Origin of the sequence: Pseudomonas sp. 10S4 (assembly GCF_034344865.1) — a bacterium.
Taxonomy (GTDB): Bacteria; Pseudomonadota; Gammaproteobacteria; order Pseudomonadales; family Pseudomonadaceae; genus Aquipseudomonas.
Window position 1 is genome coordinate 4,912,109 of record NZ_CP133774.1, and the last position, 16,648, is coordinate 4,928,756.

Annotated in this window: 17 protein-coding genes, 1 tRNA gene and 1 pseudogene; 10 read left to right on the forward strand and 9 right to left on the reverse strand. The window is 60.1% G+C overall.

The features are described from left to right. Nucleotides 1-65 precede the first annotated feature (65 nt). Nucleotides 66-153 (reverse strand) — tRNA-Ser (locus tag RHM58_RS23185). Nucleotides 154-276: 123 nt separating this feature from the next. Here RHM58_RS23185 and RHM58_RS23190 point away from each other — a divergent pair. Beyond that, entirely contained in the window at nucleotides 277-948 is a 672-nt protein-coding gene (locus RHM58_RS23190) for a Bax inhibitor-1/YccA family protein (RefSeq protein ID WP_201204159.1), read from the forward strand. Nucleotides 949-1,020: 72 nt separating this feature from the next. On the opposite strand, the gene RHM58_RS23195 is transcribed toward RHM58_RS23190, so the two are convergent. From RHM58_RS23195 to RHM58_RS23205, 3 genes are read right to left on the reverse strand one after another with little or no spacing between them, the layout of a single operon-like run. Next, the gene (locus RHM58_RS23195) at nucleotides 1,021-1,413 is read right to left on the reverse strand and encodes a VOC family protein (protein WP_201257258.1); all 393 of its coding nucleotides are present in this window, start codon (nucleotides 1,411-1,413) and stop codon (nucleotides 1,021-1,023) included. Nucleotides 1,414-1,424: 11 nt separating this feature from the next. Continuing rightward, nucleotides 1,425-1,754 carry a YceK/YidQ family lipoprotein gene (locus tag RHM58_RS23200; protein WP_201257259.1) on the reverse strand — a complete coding sequence of 110 codons (330 nt, stop codon included), beginning with the start codon at nucleotides 1,752-1,754 and terminating at the stop codon, nucleotides 1,425-1,427. A 57-nt stretch (nucleotides 1,755-1,811) separates the two neighbouring features. Beyond that, on the reverse strand, nucleotides 1,812-2,249 hold the full coding sequence (locus RHM58_RS23205) for an Lrp/AsnC family transcriptional regulator (protein ID WP_201257260.1): 438 nt from the start codon (nucleotides 2,247-2,249) through the stop codon (nucleotides 1,812-1,814). 135 nt (nucleotides 2,250-2,384) lie between these two features. On the opposite strand from RHM58_RS23205, the gene RHM58_RS23210 reads away from it, so the two are divergent. Then, a complete protein-coding gene (locus tag RHM58_RS23210) occupies nucleotides 2,385-3,278 on the forward strand; it encodes a DMT family transporter (protein WP_322268308.1) in 894 nt (297 codons plus the stop codon). Between the two features lie 3 nt (nucleotides 3,279-3,281). On the opposite strand, the gene RHM58_RS23215 is transcribed toward RHM58_RS23210, so the two are convergent. Both RHM58_RS23215 and RHM58_RS23220 read right to left on the reverse strand, forming a co-directional pair. Then, on the reverse strand, nucleotides 3,282-4,319 hold the full coding sequence (locus RHM58_RS23215) for an FUSC family protein (RefSeq protein WP_201204148.1): 1,038 nt from the start codon (nucleotides 4,317-4,319) through the stop codon (nucleotides 3,282-3,284). A gap of 38 nt (nucleotides 4,320-4,357) precedes the next feature. Further along, a complete protein-coding gene (locus RHM58_RS23220; protein WP_322268309.1) occupies nucleotides 4,358-5,983 on the reverse strand; it encodes an NADP-dependent glyceraldehyde-3-phosphate dehydrogenase in 1,626 nt (541 codons plus the stop codon). A 377-nt stretch (nucleotides 5,984-6,360) separates the two neighbouring features. Between RHM58_RS23220 and RHM58_RS23225 the strand changes: the two genes are divergently transcribed. From RHM58_RS23225 to RHM58_RS23240, 4 genes are all read left to right on the forward strand, one after another. Then, nucleotides 6,361-6,723: a c-type cytochrome gene (locus RHM58_RS23225; RefSeq protein WP_201257262.1), complete on the forward strand. Its 363-nt coding sequence runs from the start codon at nucleotides 6,361-6,363 to the stop codon at nucleotides 6,721-6,723. Nucleotides 6,724-6,741: 18 nt separating this feature from the next. Beyond that, nucleotides 6,742-8,136: a D-arabinono-1,4-lactone oxidase gene (locus tag RHM58_RS23230; RefSeq protein WP_416195268.1), complete on the forward strand. Its 1,395-nt coding sequence runs from the start codon at nucleotides 6,742-6,744 to the stop codon at nucleotides 8,134-8,136. Between the two features lie 74 nt (nucleotides 8,137-8,210). Continuing rightward, the gene (locus RHM58_RS23235; RefSeq protein ID WP_322270888.1) at nucleotides 8,211-9,419 is read left to right on the forward strand and encodes a DSD1 family PLP-dependent enzyme; all 1,209 of its coding nucleotides are present in this window, start codon (nucleotides 8,211-8,213) and stop codon (nucleotides 9,417-9,419) included. A gap of 213 nt (nucleotides 9,420-9,632) precedes the next feature. Continuing rightward, a complete protein-coding gene (locus RHM58_RS23240; RefSeq protein ID WP_201257263.1) occupies nucleotides 9,633-10,154 on the forward strand; it encodes a GNAT family N-acetyltransferase in 522 nt (173 codons plus the stop codon). A gap of 1 nt (nucleotide 10,155) precedes the next feature. Here the strand turns inward: RHM58_RS23240 and RHM58_RS23245 are convergent, their stop codons facing one another. Further along, the gene (locus tag RHM58_RS23245; protein ID WP_201257264.1) at nucleotides 10,156-10,848 is read right to left on the reverse strand and encodes an aspartate/glutamate racemase family protein; all 693 of its coding nucleotides are present in this window, start codon (nucleotides 10,846-10,848) and stop codon (nucleotides 10,156-10,158) included. A 78-nt stretch (nucleotides 10,849-10,926) separates the two neighbouring features. On the opposite strand from RHM58_RS23245, the gene RHM58_RS23250 reads away from it, so the two are divergent. Together RHM58_RS23250 and RHM58_RS23255 are read left to right on the forward strand one after the other, a co-directional pair. Beyond that, nucleotides 10,927-11,694: an AraC family transcriptional regulator gene (locus RHM58_RS23250; RefSeq protein ID WP_201257265.1), complete on the forward strand. Its 768-nt coding sequence runs from the start codon at nucleotides 10,927-10,929 to the stop codon at nucleotides 11,692-11,694. 69 nt (nucleotides 11,695-11,763) lie between these two features. Next, on the forward strand, nucleotides 11,764-12,258 hold the full coding sequence (locus RHM58_RS23255; protein ID WP_322268310.1) for a hypothetical protein: 495 nt from the start codon (nucleotides 11,764-11,766) through the stop codon (nucleotides 12,256-12,258). A gap of 126 nt (nucleotides 12,259-12,384) precedes the next feature. Here RHM58_RS23255 and RHM58_RS23260 read toward each other — a convergent pair whose 3' ends face one another. Beyond that, a complete protein-coding gene (locus tag RHM58_RS23260) occupies nucleotides 12,385-12,606 on the reverse strand; it encodes a cbb3-type cytochrome c oxidase subunit 3 (protein WP_201204127.1) in 222 nt (73 codons plus the stop codon). Between the two features lie 15 nt (nucleotides 12,607-12,621). Beyond that, entirely contained in the window at nucleotides 12,622-14,049 is a 1,428-nt protein-coding gene (gene ccoN / locus RHM58_RS23265) for a cytochrome-c oxidase, cbb3-type subunit I (protein ID WP_201204125.1), read from the reverse strand. A 411-nt stretch (nucleotides 14,050-14,460) separates the two neighbouring features. Between ccoN and RHM58_RS23270 the strand changes: the two are divergent. Together RHM58_RS23270 and RHM58_RS23275 are read left to right on the forward strand one after the other, a co-directional pair. Continuing rightward, nucleotides 14,461-16,135: pseudogene (locus RHM58_RS23270) on the forward strand (nitrite/sulfite reductase). Next, complete coding sequence (locus RHM58_RS23275) at nucleotides 16,132-16,626, forward strand: DUF934 domain-containing protein (protein ID WP_322268311.1); 495 nt, start codon at nucleotides 16,132-16,134, stop codon at nucleotides 16,624-16,626. Before RHM58_RS23270 ends, RHM58_RS23275 begins: the two are co-directional and overlap by 4 nt. The last annotated feature ends 22 nt before the right edge of the window (nucleotides 16,627-16,648 follow it).

A 16,648-nucleotide genomic window follows, 5' to 3' on the forward strand; every position in this document is an offset into this window, starting at 1 on the left:
GCGCCGATTCCCAAACCCCAGAAACGAAAAAGCCCTGACTAATCAGGGCTCTAACGTATTCAAGATGGCGGAGGCGATGGGATTCGAACTCATGGACCTGTTACAGTCGACGGTTTTCAAGACCGTTGCCTTAAACCACTCGGCCACACCTCCGTTTGTGTTGCGGGCGCCATAATACCTGAATGAAACACACTGTCAAACTCTCTGCATGGCTTGTTACAGAGCGTCTGTTATGATCTTTGCGACTGAACGTTTCAAACCAACAGGAGTGTCGCTATGCGCGAACAGGATTACGCAGTTAATAACAGCGTGCAGGCTGAGCAGCTAGAGGTTAGCCGCGTCCTGCGCAACACATACGGCTTGCTCGCTCTCACCCTCGCATTCAGCGGTGTGATGGCGTTCGTTGCTCAGCAGATGCGTGTCGGTTACCCGAACGTTTTCGTGGTGCTGATCGGCTTCTATGGCCTTTTCTTCCTTACCAACAAACTCCGTGACTCGGCCTGGGGCCTGGTGTCGGCTTTTGCCTTGACCGGTTTCATGGGTTTCTTGCTCGGCCCGATTCTCAACCGTTACCTGGGTATGCAGGGCGGGGCTGAAGTCGTGAGTTCCGCGTTCGCGATGACTGCACTGGTGTTCGGTGGTCTGTCGGCCTACGTGCTGATCACCCGCAAGGACATGAGCTTCCTGGGTGGTTTCATCACCGCCGGGTTCTTCGTGTTGCTGGGTGCGACGCTGGCGGGCATGTTCTTCAAGATCAGCGGTCTGCAACTGGCGATCAGCGCAGGTTTCGTGCTGTTCTCCTCGGTCTGCATTCTGTTCCAGACCAGCGCCATCATTCAGGGCGGCGAGCGTAACTACATCATGGCGACCATCAGCCTGTATGTATCGATCTACAACCTGTTCATCAGTTTGTTGCAGATCTTCGGCATCATGAGCCGCGATGATTAATCGCAAGTCTTGAGTAAAAAACCCGCTTAGGCGGGTTTTTTATTGTCTGCGATTCGGTGCTGGTCGTTGATTTCAACCTGGCTCGTGGCAACAGACGCAGAGCTTGTTGCCGTCGGGATCGCGCATGTAGGCGCCGTAGTAGTCAGGGTGGTAATGCGGACGAAGGCCCGGCGGCCCCTCGCAGGATCCACCATTGGCCAAGGCCAGCGCATGGCAGCGGCTAACGCTTTCTCGATTAGGAGCAAGCAGGGCGATCATCTGCCCGTTCCCCGGTGTGGCCGGGTGTTCGTCGAACGGAGTGCCGATGACAAACAACGGACGGGGTGCGTCCTTGCTCATCCATCCAGCCCAGGGTTTGGTCGAATCGCAGAATTTGGTCTGCAGATTGAGTGCAGCCATGATCGGTTGGTAGAACGCCATTGCGCGATCAAAGTCGGTGATGCCGATAAAAACGTGGGACAGCATTCGCTTGCTCCTTACTCCGCCACGACAATGCTGCCATCGGCCTGCTGGCGATAGATGGTATAGGGCAACAGCATGGTGTCGAGGGCACCTGAAATGACCACGTCAATCAGCACAAATATCGTGCCGTTGTTGTACTTCTCCGGATCGACGCCCGCCTCCAGTGGCGCATGCAGGGTGCAAAAATCATAGGTCACGCCGCTGTAGATGCGTGGCACCGCGCCGCAGTAGCTACGTTTCTCCTTGAGGCTTTTTACCGCCGCTTCGTCACTGCGCACCACCGTCTGCACAGTACCGCAGCCCGCGAGCATCAGCGCCGCCAACATCATTGCCTGAATCTTCATACCGCCAATCCTTAGCCGCAAACCAATAAATCTACGCTGATCCTGACAGAACGCCATTCACGCCATCGGTGGCAACCGGCGTTTGACCGGGGTTTTCTTGACGATGGCGGTGTTGGTTTCAGCATGGGTGTTAAGGCGGTCGAGCAGAGTGTCCAGTTGTTCCATCGAGCGCACGTGCAGGCGCGCGATGAAGCAGTCTTCCCCAGTGACCTTGTCGCACTCGGTGAACTCCGCAATCGCCTGGATTTGCCGCTCGACTTCCTGTAATTGCCCCGGCAGCGGGCGGATTCGCACGATCGCCTGCAACTGGTAGCCAAAGCATTTTGGATCGATCTCGACCGTATAGCCCTTGAGCACGCCACGTTCTTCGAGACGACGCAGGCGTTCGGCGACGCTGGGTGAGGAGAGGCCACTGATCTGCGCCAGCGCCTTGAGCGAACGTCGTGAATCCTCCATCAATGCGCTGATCAGCACTTGATCAATGTCGTCGGTCATGGCGAAGCCCCTGTTAGGCAATTGAATGAAACGGCCTTGATAAAAAAGGCAGAAGCCGAGTTTAGCCTGATTTATGCGCTGGAGAAGACCACCGTTGGATTGACATAATTCGGGCTCAAACACAGGAGTCTGATGATGGACAAAACACTACGCCGCGGCTCATTTGAAATGACTGCTGCCATGCTCATTTCCGGGACTATCGGCTGGTTTGTGCTGGTGTCCGGGCAACCGGTACTGGATGTGGTGTTCTGGCGCTGTGTGTTCGGTGCCGGCACCTTATTGCTGATCTGCGCGGCGTTTGGCTTCCTGCGGTCGGGCATTCTGACCCGCAGCACATTCCTGCTGACGGTGCTCAGCGGTGTGGCGATTGTCGGTAACTGGCTGTTGCTGTTTGCGTCTTACTCCCGCGCATCGATTGCCATTGGCACGGCGGTTTATAACGTTCAACCGTTCATGCTGGTGGGTTTGGCTGCGCTGTTTCTTGGGGAGAAAATCACCCTGCAGAAGCTGTTCTGGCTGGGCATATCGTTCCTGGGGATGCTGGCGATTGTCAGCGCCCACGGTGAGCAGGGCGCGGGTGGCAGTGATTACTTGGTGGGGATCGGCTTGGCGCTAGGCGCGGCGTTCCTATACGCGATTGCTGCATTGATTATCAAGCGCCTGACGGGCACACCGCCGCACCTGATCGCGTTGATCCAGGTCTGCACCGGCGTACTGTTGCTCGCACCCTTTGCGCACTTTTCGGCGTTGCCTCAAGCGCCAAGTGCATGGGCCAGCCTGGTGACCCTGGGCATCGTGCACACCGGCGTGATGTACGTGCTGCTTTACGGCGCGATTCAAAAACTGCCGACGGCGTTGACCGGTGCGTTGTCGTTTATCTACCCGATTGCGGCGATTTTCGTCGACTGGTTTGCCTTCGGCCATCGTCTGGAACCGCTGCAATGGCTCGGCGTCGCCGCTATCCTGCTGGCCGCCGCCGGTATGCAGCAGGGCTGGGGTTTGAAGCTGCGTCGAGTGGCCACGCAGTAACAGTCAGATGTTCCAGCGCGGGGCAGTCTTGGACAGGCGCTGGCGCATTTCGCCGATGTTGGCGGCCAGTTGCCGGGTCAACAAGCGGTAGCCATCCAGCGGACTGTAAACCGGCGCATCGAGGCTGGCGTCCGGTAGCTCCACCGGCCGATTGAGCCGCTGGGACGCCCCGGACTTCAAGGCCCGGGCCATCCCGATCAGTTGCACCCGGATCTGCCGGTGCTCGGCCTTCAACGCCGTTTGCAGGTGAGCCATGGCGACCGGGTCACTGGCATCCGGTCGGGTGTTACCGAGGATCTCCAGCGTGCTGATGCACATACGCAGATTGCGTTGGATGGCGTCCAACTCCGTCATGGATATCCGCACCTCCTTGGACACCGATGGCATCAGCGAGCGCAGTTGCACCATCACCGCGCTGAGGCGACCCATGATTTTGAGGTGTTCGTCAGCGCTAACCGGTTGGCCGTTGATGATGCGCCCGTAAATGGTTGCGCAGTCGCGCAAGGCATCGGCCAGGTTGTAGCGCCAGGAGAACACCGCGTACAGCGGCAGGGCAAAGGAAAACGCCAGGGCCAGGGCGATGCCGATGAGGATATCGACCCCGCGCCACAACCCGTCAGTGACCGGGTTGTCGCCATGCCCGGCGACGATAAACACGGTGATCGCCGACAGCAGCGCCGTGTAACCACCCTTGCCGATGGCGTGATACGAGAAGAACCCGCACACCACCGACATCGCGAAATAAGTCAGCCATGGCATCCCGAGCCAGGCCTGTTGTGCCACCAGCAGCAAGCCGACCCCTGCACCGATCAAGGTGCCTATTGCCCGCTCGGCGGCTTTTTTGCCAATGTTGCCGTGGTGCTGCAAGCCGCCGATCACCACCAGCATAGTCACCGACGCCCACTCGCCGTGGGGCAGGTGGATGCCGGTGGTCAGCAGGATCGTCGCCAGCAACCCCAGAGAAACCCGTACCGCGTGGATGACTCGGGCGTTTCGATAGCGCCGATAAGGGTCGAGTAACGGACGCAGCAATCGGCGCATCAGGGGTGGCAGGCGATAGGCTTTCAGGTCAGGTTTCCTCAGAAAATGTAATCAGTCGTCAGGAAGCTCGAATCGCGCCCGCGAATGATCTCGCTAATGAGCGCTTTGTTGCTGTCCTGGAACTTGGTCGCCACCAGTGTCCGGATCGAAAACACCCGCAACGCATCATGTACCGACAGTGTGCCTTCGGCGGAGTTCTTGCGGCCGTTGAACGGGAAGGTGTCCGGGCCGCGCTGGCACTGGGCGTTAATGTTGATGCGCCCGACCTGATTGGCGAAGGTGTCGACCAATCGGCCAACCGCCACCGGGTTGGTGCCGAAGATACTCAGCTGCTGGCCGAAATCCGATTCAAGGACGTAATCGATCACCGTATCCAGATGCCGGTACGGCACGATCGGCACCACAGGGCCGAACTGCTCTTCCTGATAGACGCGCATCTGCGGGTTCACCGGGTACAGCACCGCCGGGTAGAAGAACGACGCGCGGGCCTCTCCACCGTTGGGATTGACCACAGTGGCGCCTTTACTGACCGCGTCTGCCACCAGCGAATGCAGGTATTCGACCTTGCTCGCTTCCGGCAGCGGCGTCAGCGCCACGCCGGTGTCCCACGGCATGCCGGGTTTGAGGGTGGCGAGTTTGGCGTTGAATTTCTCGATGAACGACTCGACCACATCTTCATGGACGAAGAGGATTTTCAACGCGGTGCAGCGCTGGCCATTGAACGACAGCGAACCGGTGAGCACTTCGCTGACGGCGTTGTCCAGGTCCACCTCGGGCAGCACGATGCCGGGGTTTTTCGCGTCCAGGCCCAGCGCGGCGCGCAAGCGGTGTGGTTTCGGGTGAAGCTTTTTCAGGTCGCTGGCAGCTTTGTTGGTGCCGATAAACGCGAAGATATCGATCTTGCCGCTGGCCATCAGCGCGCTGACGGTTTCGCGGCCGCTGCCGTAGATCACATTGATCACGCCGGTCGGGAAGCTGTCGCGGAAGGCTTCCAGCAGCGGGCGAATCAACAACACGCCGAGCTTGGCCGGTTTGAACACCACGGTGTTGCCCATGATCAGCGCCGGAATCAGCGTGGTGAAGGTTTCGTTCAGCGGGTAGTTGTAAGGTCCCATGCACAGCGCCACGCCCAGTGGTACGCGGCGGATCTGGCCAAGTGTGTCCTGTTCCAGCTCGAAACGGCTGGAGCGGCGGTCGAGTTCCTTGAGGGCGTTGATGGTGTCGACGATGTAATCGCAGGTGCGGTCGAATTCTTTTTCCGAGTCCTTGAGGTTCTTGCCGATTTCCCACATCAGCAACTTCACCACCGCGTCACGCTGCTGGCGCATACGCCCCAGGAAGGATTCGACGTGTTGAATGCGCTCGGCCACGCGCATGGTCGGCCACAGGCCCTGGCCACGGTCGTAGGCGCGGACGGCGGCGTCGAGAGCGGTCAATGCGGTTTCAGCATCCAGCAGCGGCGTGCTGCCAAGGATCACTTGTTCATCGCCATTCTCGCCGGTCAGATACACCGGGCTGCGGACTTGGGCGAGGGGGCCGCTCCAGGTTCGTAACTCGCCATCGACCAGGTATTCACGTTGCTCGGTCTGGCCGTCGAGGCGGTATTTTTCCGGGATGTCGCTGCTGTCGGGAAACAGATTGCCAAGGATGTGTGCTGTGGTCATGTCGCTACCCCGTGTGGATTCTGATGCACTGATGAATCGTTTTAGCAGACCTCGACCTCGCTTGTCATGACTCATCTCAGGTGAAAGTTGCTTATTCAAGATAGTCGCTGATGTTGCCGCGAGTGGCTTGTTCGACGCCGGCCCATTGTGGGAGCGGGCTTGCTCGCGAAGACGGCGGGCCATTCAGTCTTGTAGTTGCCTGACACACCGTCTTCGCGAGCAAGCCCGCTCTCACAGGAGATTTGCTGGCCTCAGAAGCCCCCTTAATGTCCGGCAATGCCCTCAACCCCGCCACGTGCCTGGCTTAGTGTTGCCTCTCCTTGATCAGAATAAGAAATGTGCACCGGCTGGCTGGCGCACTCAACGAGAGGACTGCTATGCCGACAATCAGGTACGCGGCGTTACTGGTCGCCGCTGTGCTACTTAGCGCTTGCGGTGATGAACCCAAAACTCAGGCCACCCGCAGCGAAGCCGGCAGCGCCGCACCCACCGACACCGCACTGGCGCAGGTCTACGCCAACAGTTGCAAGCTCTGCCACGCCAATCCCGCCGCCGGGGCGCCGATGACCGGCGACAAAAAAGCCTGGGAGCCGCGGGTGCTGCAAGGCGCCGACACGCTGCTCGATCACGCGATCAACGGCTACAACGGCATGCCGCCGATGGGGATGTGCATGCAGTGTTCCGAGGAAGAATTCCTGGCGCTGATTTCATTTATGTCCGGTCAGTCCATCCAACAATAAGAACGGCAGGTGCACTTCATGACAATGGACCTGACACGACGTCAGTTATTGCAACGGGCGAGCATCATCGGTGCCTTCACTGCGCTCGGTTCCAGCCCGGCGCTGGCCGAACTGCTGCGCGCGCCACGATTGATTCCCTGGCGCAACTGGTCCGGCGGCCAGAGTTGCCTGCCGGCGGCGCGGTTGGCGCCGAAAAACCTCGATGAACTGACCCAAGTGATTCGCCAGGCCCCCGGCAAGATCCGCCCGGTCGGCTCGGCGCATTCCTTCAGCGCGCTGGTGCCGACCGACGGCACGCTGTTGTCCATGAGCTACTTTACCGGCCTGCTCGACCACGATCCCAGCACGTTGCAGGCCGAGTTCGCCGGCGGTACGCCGATGTCACGCATGGGCACGCCGCTCAAGGACATCGGTCAGGCGCTGCAGAACATGGCCGACATCGACTACCAGACCCTCGCCGGTGCGATTTCCACCTCGACCCACGGTACCGGCAAGACGTTTCAATCCTACTCGGCCCACGTCTCTGGCCTGCAACTGGTCACCGCCAGCGGCGAAGTGCTCGACTGTGACAGCACCCATCACCCCGAAGTGTTCAGCGCTGCCCGGGTTTCCCTCGGGGCTTTGGGCGTGGCGAGCAAAATACGCCTGCAAAATCGCCCGGCCTATCGTCTGAGAGAACGCCAGTGGATCGCCAAAACCGAAGAACTGCTGGAAGACATCGACAAAAACACTCAGGAAAACCAACACTGGGAAATGCTCGTGGTGACCCATTCCGACTACGCCTTGTCGATCGCCCTGAATGAAACCACCGACCCGGCCACGCCGCCGATCCCGGCAGATGAGGAGGGCGGCAACGAGTTCGTGACCCTGATCGAGAAGATCGACAAGTACGGCAGCGACTTCCCCGACCTGCGCCGCACCATGCTCAATAACCTGCGCCACCTCGCCAGTTTCGATGACCGTGTGGGCGACTCGTTCGACATCTACGCCAACGTGCGCACCGTGCGTTTCAACGAGATGGAATACTCGGTGTCGGCCGAATACGGCCCGGCCTGCCTGCGGGAAATCCTCAAGCTGATTCAGGACAAAGACCTGCGTACCTGGTTTCCCATCGAATACCGCTACGTCAAAGCCGACGACATTCCCCTGAGCATGTTCGAAGGCCGCGACAGCTGCTCGATCTCGGTTCACCAGCATTACCAGATGGACCATCACAACTTCTTCGCCGCCGTCGAACCGATCTTCTGGAAGTACAACGGCAGGCCGCATTGGGGGAAATTGCACACGCTCAACGCGAAGAACCTGCAGCCGCTCTACCCACGCTGGCGAGAATTCATCGAGGTCCGCCAGGCGCTGGACCCCAGCGGCAAGTTTCTCAACGCGCATCTGATGTCGATTCTGGGGGTGAGCTGATGGCCGTGAATCGACGCAATTTTCTGCTCGGCAGTGTAGGCGTGGGCGCCTTGCTGATTGGCGTTGGCGCATGGCTGCGACCGGGGGACAGGGGCGGACCGTACAGCGAATATTTCCGTGCGTTGAATCGAGAACTCAAGGACCACGGCCCGATGCGTCCGGTGATGTTGATCGATCTGGACCGCCTCGATCACAACATCGACGTGGTGATGCAATCGGTCCAGCGCGCCGGCAAACACTTGCGGCTGGTGGAGAAATCCCTGCCGGCGCCAGGGTTGCTGACGTACATCGCCCAGCGTGCCGGCACGAAGCGTTTGATGTCATTTCACCAGCCATTTCTCAACCACGACGCCGTGCAATTTCCCGACGCCGACATCCTGCTCGGCAAACCGCTGCCGGTGCGTTCGGCGCAGTTGTTTTACGAAACCCACAAAGGGCCATTCGACCCGGCGAAGCAGTTGCAGTGGTTGCTCGATACCCCCGAGCGACTCCGGCAATACCTGGCGCTTGCGCAAGGTCTGGGCACGCGACTGCGCGTAAACATCGAGCTGGACGTCGGCTTGCATCGCGGCGGTGTCAGCGACCTGGGCGTGCTCGGGCAGATGCTGGCGCTGATCAGCGCTCACCCGCAACACCTGGAGTTCGGCGGGTTCATGGGCTACGACCCGTTCGTGGGCATGGGCGTGCCGGGGATTCTTGGTTCGCCCGAGGAACTGTTCGCCAAAGTTATGGTGATCTACAACCGCTGTGTCGATTTCACTCGTCAGCAGTATCCGGGCTTGTGGCGTGAAGGTCTGACGCTCAATACCGCCGGCAGTCCGAGTTATCGCATGCACGAACAGGAAAGCCTGAGCAGCGAAGTCTCGGTGGGCACGGCGATGCTCAAACCGACGCACTATGATTTGCCATCGTTGGTGGACCATGTGCCGGCGGCGTACATCGCCACGCCGGTGTTGAAAAGCACCGGCGCGGTGAACATTCCGGCGCTGGACGACAAGTCGAAACTGTTCTCGTGGTGGGACGCCAATCAGCGCGAGACATTCTTCATTTGTGGCGGCAACTGGATGGCCGAGTTCGAATCACCCCAGGGATTGCAGAGCAACGGCGTGTATGGCCGCAGCTCCAACCAGGAAATGGTCAACGGCTCCAGCGCAGTGGGATTGGTGGTGGAAGATCAAGTGTTCCTGCGTCCGACCCAGACTGAGTCGGTGTTGTTGCAGTTTGGTGATTTGCTCGCTGTACGCGGCGGCAAAATCGTCGATACCTGGCCGGTCTACGCCTGAGCACCGTCACACCCATGGAATGCAAACCCTGTGGCGAGGGGGCTTGTCGGAATGCCGCACCACCCCGTTCGGCGGCGCAGCCGTCGCATGACCTGTATGCGAGATATGCCTGAAGGAATGCTGGGGTCGCTTCGCAACCCAACGGGGGCAAGCCCCCTCGCCACAGAGGTCTTTGGCGGTTTAGAGTAAGCGGCCACTCAAGGAAGAATCACTATGCCCGCCACCGACCCCATCATCACCATCCAGCGCTTCAGCGAATCCCACATCGACGGCGTTACCGCGCTCTACAACGACCCGGCCATTACCCGTCAGGTGCTGCAAATGCCGTTTCAGTCCACCGAGGTTTGGCGCAAACGCCTGGCACCGGATAACGAGCGGGTGGTGCAATTGGTGGCGCTGCATCAAGGGACGATCATCGGCAACATTGGTCTGGAGCAGTTCTCGCGGATCCGCCGCAGCCACGCCGGCAACCTCGGTATGGGCGTCGCCGGGGAATGGCAGGGCAAGGGCGTTGGCTCCAAACTGTTGGCGACGGCGCTGGAGATCGCTGACAACTGGATGAACCTGCGCCGGGTCGAGCTTTCGGTGTACGCCGATAACGAAGCGGCCATCGCGCTGTACCGCAAATTCGGTTTTGAAGACGAAGGCCTGTTTCGCGACTACGCCGTGCGTGACGGCGTGCTGGTGGATGCCTTGAGCATGGCGCGTCTGCGTTCCACGCCCAAGGTCGGTTGAGTCAGTCGCCCAAGGCGAACGCCACCGCCGCCTGCGCATGCAGTTCGGTGGTGTCGAACAGGGGCAGGGCGCTGTGCTCGGGTTTGATCAGCAAGGTGATTTCCGTGCAGCCAAGGATGATTGCCTGGGCGCCGCGCGCCGTCAGCGACTCAATGACTTGCTGGTAAACCTTGCGCGACGCCTCGCTGATCACCCCGACGCACAACTCGTCGTAAATGATCCGGTGCACGGCTTGGCGCTCTTCCACCTCAGGTACCAGCACCGTCAGCCCCATGGCTGCCAGACGATCCTTGAGGAAATCCTGCTCCATGGTGAACGCGGTGCCCAGCAAGCCAACCTTGAGCGCTCCGGCCTCGACTGCCGCTTGGCCGGTCGGGTCGGCGATGTGCAGGAACGGAATGCCGATCGCGTCCTGAATCTGCCCGGCCACCTTGTGCATGGTGTTGGTACACAGCACCACGCATTCGGCACCGCCAGCCTCCAATCTGCGCGCGGCATCCACCAGAATCGCCGCCGCATCGTCCCAGCGCCCGGCATGCTGGGCTTGTTCGACAGGCCCGAAGTCGACGCTGTACATTAGCAATTGTGCCGAACGCAACGGTCCGAGTTGGTCACGGACCTGCTGGTTGATAAGGCGATAGTATTCGGCGCTGGACTCCCAGCTCATGCCGCCGATCAGGCCGATGGTGCGCATGTCGTGCTCCTGTTGTTGGCTACCCTTTGTTAGAGAGTCTCCCGTGGATTCGAGCGTCGATCTATCAGGAAATTTCACATGCTGAGCCAAAGCCTGCTGAGCGATAAAGTTTGCCTGCAACTGCTGCCGCGCGCTGCTTACAGCGCGCGGGATCCGGCGCAGTGGCACACGCTTGGCGTGACGCTGGAGCGCCAGCAAGGTGTGCATGCCATCGATTCGGACCATCGGGTGGACTTCGACACACTGCCCGGCGTACTGGCGCACACACCGGTCGGCGTCGAAGTGTTTTCCGAATCGGCCAGCGGCGGTGAATACCTGGTACTGCGGATGGACGAACAGTTCGCCCATCAACACGTGCCTTTGGTAAACCATCGCGTGCAGTCCGCCGGGAATGGCCGGGCGTTAGCGCTGGCGAGAGAGTTGCGGCGTTTGCTGCTGGCCCCGCAACCTGACCGGCTGGCCCTGGAACAAGGTGTGCTGGCGTTCGTCGCTCTGGCGGGTGTGCCAGCCGAAACCGCGCAGCGGACCACGGCCCAGGCGTTCGCCCGGGTGCTGGATCAGATTGCCGAGCAGTTCCACCAACCCCTGAGCCTGGAACAGCTGGCCGTTACTTATGGACACAATGAGCTGCGGTTCCTGCGCGACTTCACCCGTGCCATCGGCCTCACGCCCCATGCGTATCTGATTGAAGTCAGGCTGCAGGCCGCGCGCCGGCTGATCGAACAGACGAATCTGCCCCTGGCCAGCATCGCCCAGGACGCAGGCTTCGCCCATCAGTCGCACATGGGCAGCGCCTTTCGCAAACACTTGGCCATGACCCCCAGCCAGTACCGCTCACGCTTTTAGTCGTACGTCGGTGGCGCGCATCTGCCATGCTCAAAGTCCGCAGCACTGCTTCAACATAGGAACACCGCAATGGACGACGTACAGCAACTGGGCGAGATGCTTCGCCACTACGCAGAAAGCGAAGCGCACAAGAAGCAATTGTTTGAGTCGCAATCGGCCGTGTGGGCGACGCGCATTGGTGAGCTGTTCGATCAGATCCAGCACTGGCTGGAACCGGTCCAGGCACCGAATCTGCTGGAAGTGAGCCGTGAGGTGTACGTCGCCTCGGGGCCGAGCGTGCCGGTCGAGACTTCGACCTTCAAGACCGAGAAGCTGACGGTTGTGATTGCCGGCAAACCGGTGGAGTTTGTGCCAGATGTGATGGGCGTGGGTGGTCAGATTTCACTGGCGGTGATGGGCCTGACGGCCGCGCGTTACGGCAGCATTTCGCTGGTGTGCCTGCCGCCATCCGCGAGCTGGCAGTGGCGCAAGACCAATGGCCTGAAAGACCCGGATACGTTCAGCTTTGATGCGAACTTCCTGGCGTTGCAGTTGCAGAGCCTGATACCCCGCGAACGCGGCTGAATCCTGGCTGGCACATAACCCTGTGGGAGCGGGCTTGCTCGCGAAGAGGTCATCAGCTTCAACATCTTCGTTGACTGCTAGACCGCTATCGCGAGCAAGCCCGCTCCCACATTGATCGGCGTTGCATCAAATTTCGAGGTTGCCCCAACCAGGTTTAGCTTCCTCCGGCGCCACCGCCTTCACAGTCTTGCCCGTCGCCAACTCCACCCTTCGCGCCACCTCCGGGTCATCGGCAAACGGCATCAGACTCGCATCCTCCAGGCTCTCGGGCGTCTGGTGTTTCAGGCAATACTCAATCGCCAGCCAGAACCCGACAACCCCAAACAGATTCAACATCGTCTCGATCATCTCAAGCTCCTTGCCTCAAGCAATCTGCGCTTCACGCTCGGCCATCACCACGTCCGCCACCCGCACCGTGCGCCAGCAGTTGTAAGCCATCAGCAGCATGCCGCTGAGGAAGAACACCCCGCCGGCAAACCGCACCACAAACCCCGGATGGCTGGCCTGCAAGGCCTCGACGAAGGAATAAGTCAGCGTGCCGTCGTCGTTGATCGCGCGCCACATCAGGCCTTGGGTGATGCCGTTGACCCACATCGACGCGATGTACAACACGGTGCCGATGGTCGCCAGCCAGAAGTGCAGGTTGATCAGCGGCGTGCTGAACATCTGCTCGCGGCCGAAGACTTTCGGCACCATGTGGTAAATCGCGCCGAAGGTGATCATCGCGACCCAACCCAAAGCACCCGCGTGAACGTGGCCGATGGTCCAGTCGGTGTAGTGGGAGAGGGCGTTCACGGTCTTGATCGCCATCATCGGGCCCTCGAACGTCGACATGCCGTAGAAGGCCAGTGACAGCACCAGGAAACGCAGGATCGGGTCGGTGCGCAACTTATGCCAGGCGCCCGACAGGGTCATCATCCCGTTGATCATCCCGCCCCAGCTCGGCGCCAGCAGGATCAGCGACATGGCCATACCGAGAGACTGCGCCCAGTCCGGCAGCGCGGTGTAGTGCAAGTGGTGCGGGCCAGCCCAGATATACAGGGTGATCAGCGCCCAGAAATGCACGATCGACAACCGATACGAGTACACCGGCCGTCCGACCTGTTTCGGCACGAAGTAGTACATCATTCCCAGGAACCCGGTGGTCAGGAAGAAACCCACTGCGTTGTGCCCGTACCACCACTGGACCATGGCGTCGGTGGCCCCGGAATACACCGGATACGACTTGAACCAGCCCACCGGAATCGATAGGTGATTGACCACGTGCAGCATGGCAATCACCACGATGAACGCGCCGAAAAACCAGTTGCCGACGTAGATGTGCTTGGTCTTGCGCTGCACCACGGTGGTGAAGAACACGACAGCGTAGGCGACCCAGACCACGGTCATCCACACCGCGCCGGAGAACTCGATCTCGGCATATTCCTTGGTGGTGGTGTAGCCCAGCGGCAAGGTGATCAGCATCACCACAATCACTGATTGCCAGCCCCAGAAGGTGAAGGCAGCGAGCTTGTCCGAGTACAGCCGCACCTGGCAGGTACGCTGTACCGCGTAGTAACTGGCGGCGAATTGTGCGCTGCCGGCAAAGCCGAAAATCACCAGGCTGGTGTGCAGCGGACGCAAGCGGCCGAAGGTGGTCCACGGCAGGTCGAGGTTCATTTCGGGCCACACCAGTTGCGAGGCGATAAACACCCCCATCGCCATCCCCACGACGCCCCAAACAATGGTTGCCACGATGAATTGGCGGACGACCTTGTAGTTATAGGCCTGTCCGATTGTCGCTGTGCTCATGGTCAGTTCATCCATGCAAAGTCTTGCCAGGCCACCCGGTCTGGCATGGGATGCACTGTAGAAACCCTGTCGGAAACAAAACAGACTCAGGAAAACTCGATTTATGCGGATTAGATGCAAGGCATGCCTGCGGCCATCTGCCGTGCTCTGATACGGTTTTTTAGGTTTCAGGTGGGTCTGTAACGCGCTGCGCCGTAGGTCCATAGTCGCCACCTAGAAAACGAGCCGCAGAGCCTGATGCCATTCAGTGTTGACGCAAACCTTGTGGGAGCGAGCTTGCTCGCGATGGCGGCTGTTCATTCAGCACATGTGTTGTCTGTCAGTCAGCTATCGCGAGCAAGCTCGCTCCCACAGAGATTGTGGTGACTGGCATTAGCCACCGAGCCCGATCAACCCTGATGAGGTAGCCACATGTATCAGTACGACGACTATGACCGGGCGCTGGTGTTTGAACGGGTCGCGCAGTTTCGCGATCAGGTCGAGCGCTTCATGGTGGGTGAACTGAGCGAAGAGGAGTTCCTGCCGCTGCGCTTGCAAAACGGCCTCTACATGCAAAAGCACGCCTACATGCTGCGGGTGGCAATACCCTACGGCACCCTCGGCGCCGGACAAATGCGCACGCTGGCGAGCATCGCCCGGGACTACGATCGTGGCTACGGCCATTTCACCACCCGGCAGAACATGCAGTTCAACTGGATCGAACTGGCCCAGGTGCCGGATATCCTCGAACGCCTGGCCCAAGTGGAAATGCACGCGATCCAGACTTCCGGCAACTGCGTGCGCAACATCACCACCGAAGCGTTCGCCGGAGGTCGCGGCGGACGAACTGATCGACCCGCGCCCCCTGGCGGAAATCCTGCGGCAGTGGTCGACCATCAACCCGGAGTTCCTCTTCCTGCCACGCAAATTCAAGATCGCCATCTGCTCGGCCAAGCAGGATCGCGCGGCGATCATGATGCATGACATCGGCCTCTACCTTTACCCCGGCAGCGATGGGCAAATGCTGCTGCGAGTGATCGTTGGCGGCGGCCTGGGGCGCACGCCGATCCTTGGTTTGCAGATTCGCGAAGGCCTGCCGTGGCAGCACTTGCTGTCCTACGTCGAAGCGGTGCTGCGGGTCTACAACCGTCACGGCCGGCGGGACAACAAGTACAAGGCGCGGATCAAGATTCTGGTGAAAGCGCTGGGCATCGAAGCCTTCGCCAAGGAAGTGGAAGAAGAGTGGCAACACCTCAAGGACGGCCCCGCGCAGTTGACCGACGTCGAGTATGAACGCGTTGCCAGTGCCTTCGTCCCGCCGGTTTATCAAGCGCTGGCGGGCACCAACCTGGATTTCGGCACGCGCCTGACGCAGAACCCGGCCTTCGCCCGTTGGGTCGCGCGCAACGTGCAGCCGCACAAAGTGCCGGGTTACGTCAGCGTCGTGCTCTCGACCAAACCGGGCATCGCCTCACCGCCAGGAGACGTGACTGCCGAGCAGATGGACGCTGTGGCCGACTGGTCTGAGCAGTTTGGTTTCGGCGAGATTCGCATCGCCCACGAGCAGAACATCGTGCTGCCGGACGTGACCAAGGCTGACCTGTATGCGTTGTGGTGCCTGGCCTGCGATCAGGGGCTGGGCTGCGCAAATATCGGTTTGCTGACCGACATCATCGCCTGCCCCGGTGGCGATTTTTGCGCGCTGGCCAACGCCAAATCGATCCCGATTGCCCAAGCGATTCAGGGTCGATTCGAAGACCTCGATTATCTTCACGACCTGGGCGACATCAGCCTCAACATCTCCGGCTGCATGAACGCCTGCGGCCACCACCACATCGGCAACATCGGCATTCTGGGCGTCGATAAGAACGGCAGCGAGTGGTACCAGATCACCCTCGGCGGTGCCCAAGGCAGGAACAGCGCGCTGGGCAAAGTCATCGGCCCATCGTTCAGTGCGGCCGAAGTACCCGACGTAATTGAGCGGATCATCGCTACCTTCGTCCGTTACCGCGAAAGCGAGGAACTGTTCGTCGATACGGTACAGCGCATTGGTCTGGAGCCGTTCAAGGAACGGATCTACCCGAAAGTGCTGGAGGCGTCGGTATGAACAATCTGTTGCGGCTGGAGGAGGGACTAGCGCGGATCGTGACGAACGATCCGTGGACGCTGGTGCGTACGCTCGAGGGTGACTTGCCGACAGGCCCGTTAGTGTTGCCTTTGGCCGGATGGTTGACGCGGCGCTTCGAACACAATCCAGCACGCGATGCTGTGTGGCTGGGGCCGGATGATGAGGTCGAAAGCCTGAAACCATGGGCCAGGTTACTGCCAATGATCGCCGTGGATTTCCCGAGTTTTCGTGATGGTCGCGGCTACAGCCAGGCGTACCTGTTGCGTACTCGACTGGGCTGGACCGGTGAATTGCGCGCAATTGGCGACGTGCTGCGCGATCAACTGAGCCACATGCGCCAGTGCGGGTTCGACAGCTTTGCAGTGCGCGGGGACAAGTCCGCTGAAGATGCGCTGAAAGGGTTGGCGGGGATGAGCGTGTCGTATGGGCGTTCGGTGATTGAGCCGCGACCGTTGTTCAGACGCCGCTGAATATCACCACGCAACTTAAGGC

Excerpts from the sequence above, each read along its gene's own strand:
- RHM58_RS23240 (WP_201257263.1), top strand. The coding sequence starts at position 9,633 with ATGCCCGCCACCGACCCCATCATCACCATCCAGCGCTTCAGCGAATCC.
- RHM58_RS23225 (WP_201257262.1), top strand. The coding sequence starts at position 6,361 with ATGCCGACAATCAGGTACGCGGCGTTACTGGTCGCCGCTGTGCTACTT.
- RHM58_RS23200 (WP_201257259.1), bottom strand. The coding sequence starts at position 1,754 with ATGAAGATTCAGGCAATGATGTTGGCGGCGCTGATGCTCGCGGGCTGC.
- RHM58_RS23245 (WP_201257264.1), bottom strand. The coding sequence starts at position 10,848 with ATGCGCACCATCGGCCTGATCGGCGGCATGAGCTGGGAGTCCAGCGCC.
- RHM58_RS23275 (WP_322268311.1), top strand. The coding sequence starts at position 16,132 with ATGAACAATCTGTTGCGGCTGGAGGAGGGACTAGCGCGGATCGTGACG.
- ccoN (WP_201204125.1), bottom strand. The coding sequence starts at position 14,049 with ATGAGCACAGCGACAATCGGACAGGCCTATAACTACAAGGTCGTCCGC.
- RHM58_RS23215 (WP_201204148.1), bottom strand. The coding sequence starts at position 4,319 with ATGCGCCGATTGCTGCGTCCGTTACTCGACCCTTATCGGCGCTATCGA.
- RHM58_RS23260 (WP_201204127.1), bottom strand. The coding sequence starts at position 12,606 with ATGATCGAGACGATGTTGAATCTGTTTGGGGTTGTCGGGTTCTGGCTG.
- RHM58_RS23210 (WP_322268308.1), top strand. The coding sequence starts at position 2,385 with ATGGACAAAACACTACGCCGCGGCTCATTTGAAATGACTGCTGCCATG.
- RHM58_RS23205 (WP_201257260.1), bottom strand. The coding sequence starts at position 2,249 with ATGACCGACGACATTGATCAAGTGCTGATCAGCGCATTGATGGAGGAT.
- RHM58_RS23250 (WP_201257265.1), top strand. The coding sequence starts at position 10,927 with ATGCTGAGCCAAAGCCTGCTGAGCGATAAAGTTTGCCTGCAACTGCTG.
- RHM58_RS23220 (WP_322268309.1), bottom strand. The coding sequence starts at position 5,983 with ATGACCACAGCACACATCCTTGGCAATCTGTTTCCCGACAGCAGCGAC.
- RHM58_RS23190 (WP_201204159.1), top strand. The coding sequence starts at position 277 with ATGCGCGAACAGGATTACGCAGTTAATAACAGCGTGCAGGCTGAGCAG.
- RHM58_RS23195 (WP_201257258.1), bottom strand. The coding sequence starts at position 1,413 with ATGCTGTCCCACGTTTTTATCGGCATCACCGACTTTGATCGCGCAATG.
- RHM58_RS23255 (WP_322268310.1), top strand. The coding sequence starts at position 11,764 with ATGGACGACGTACAGCAACTGGGCGAGATGCTTCGCCACTACGCAGAA.
- RHM58_RS23230 (WP_416195268.1), top strand. The coding sequence starts at position 6,742 with ATGACAATGGACCTGACACGACGTCAGTTATTGCAACGGGCGAGCATC.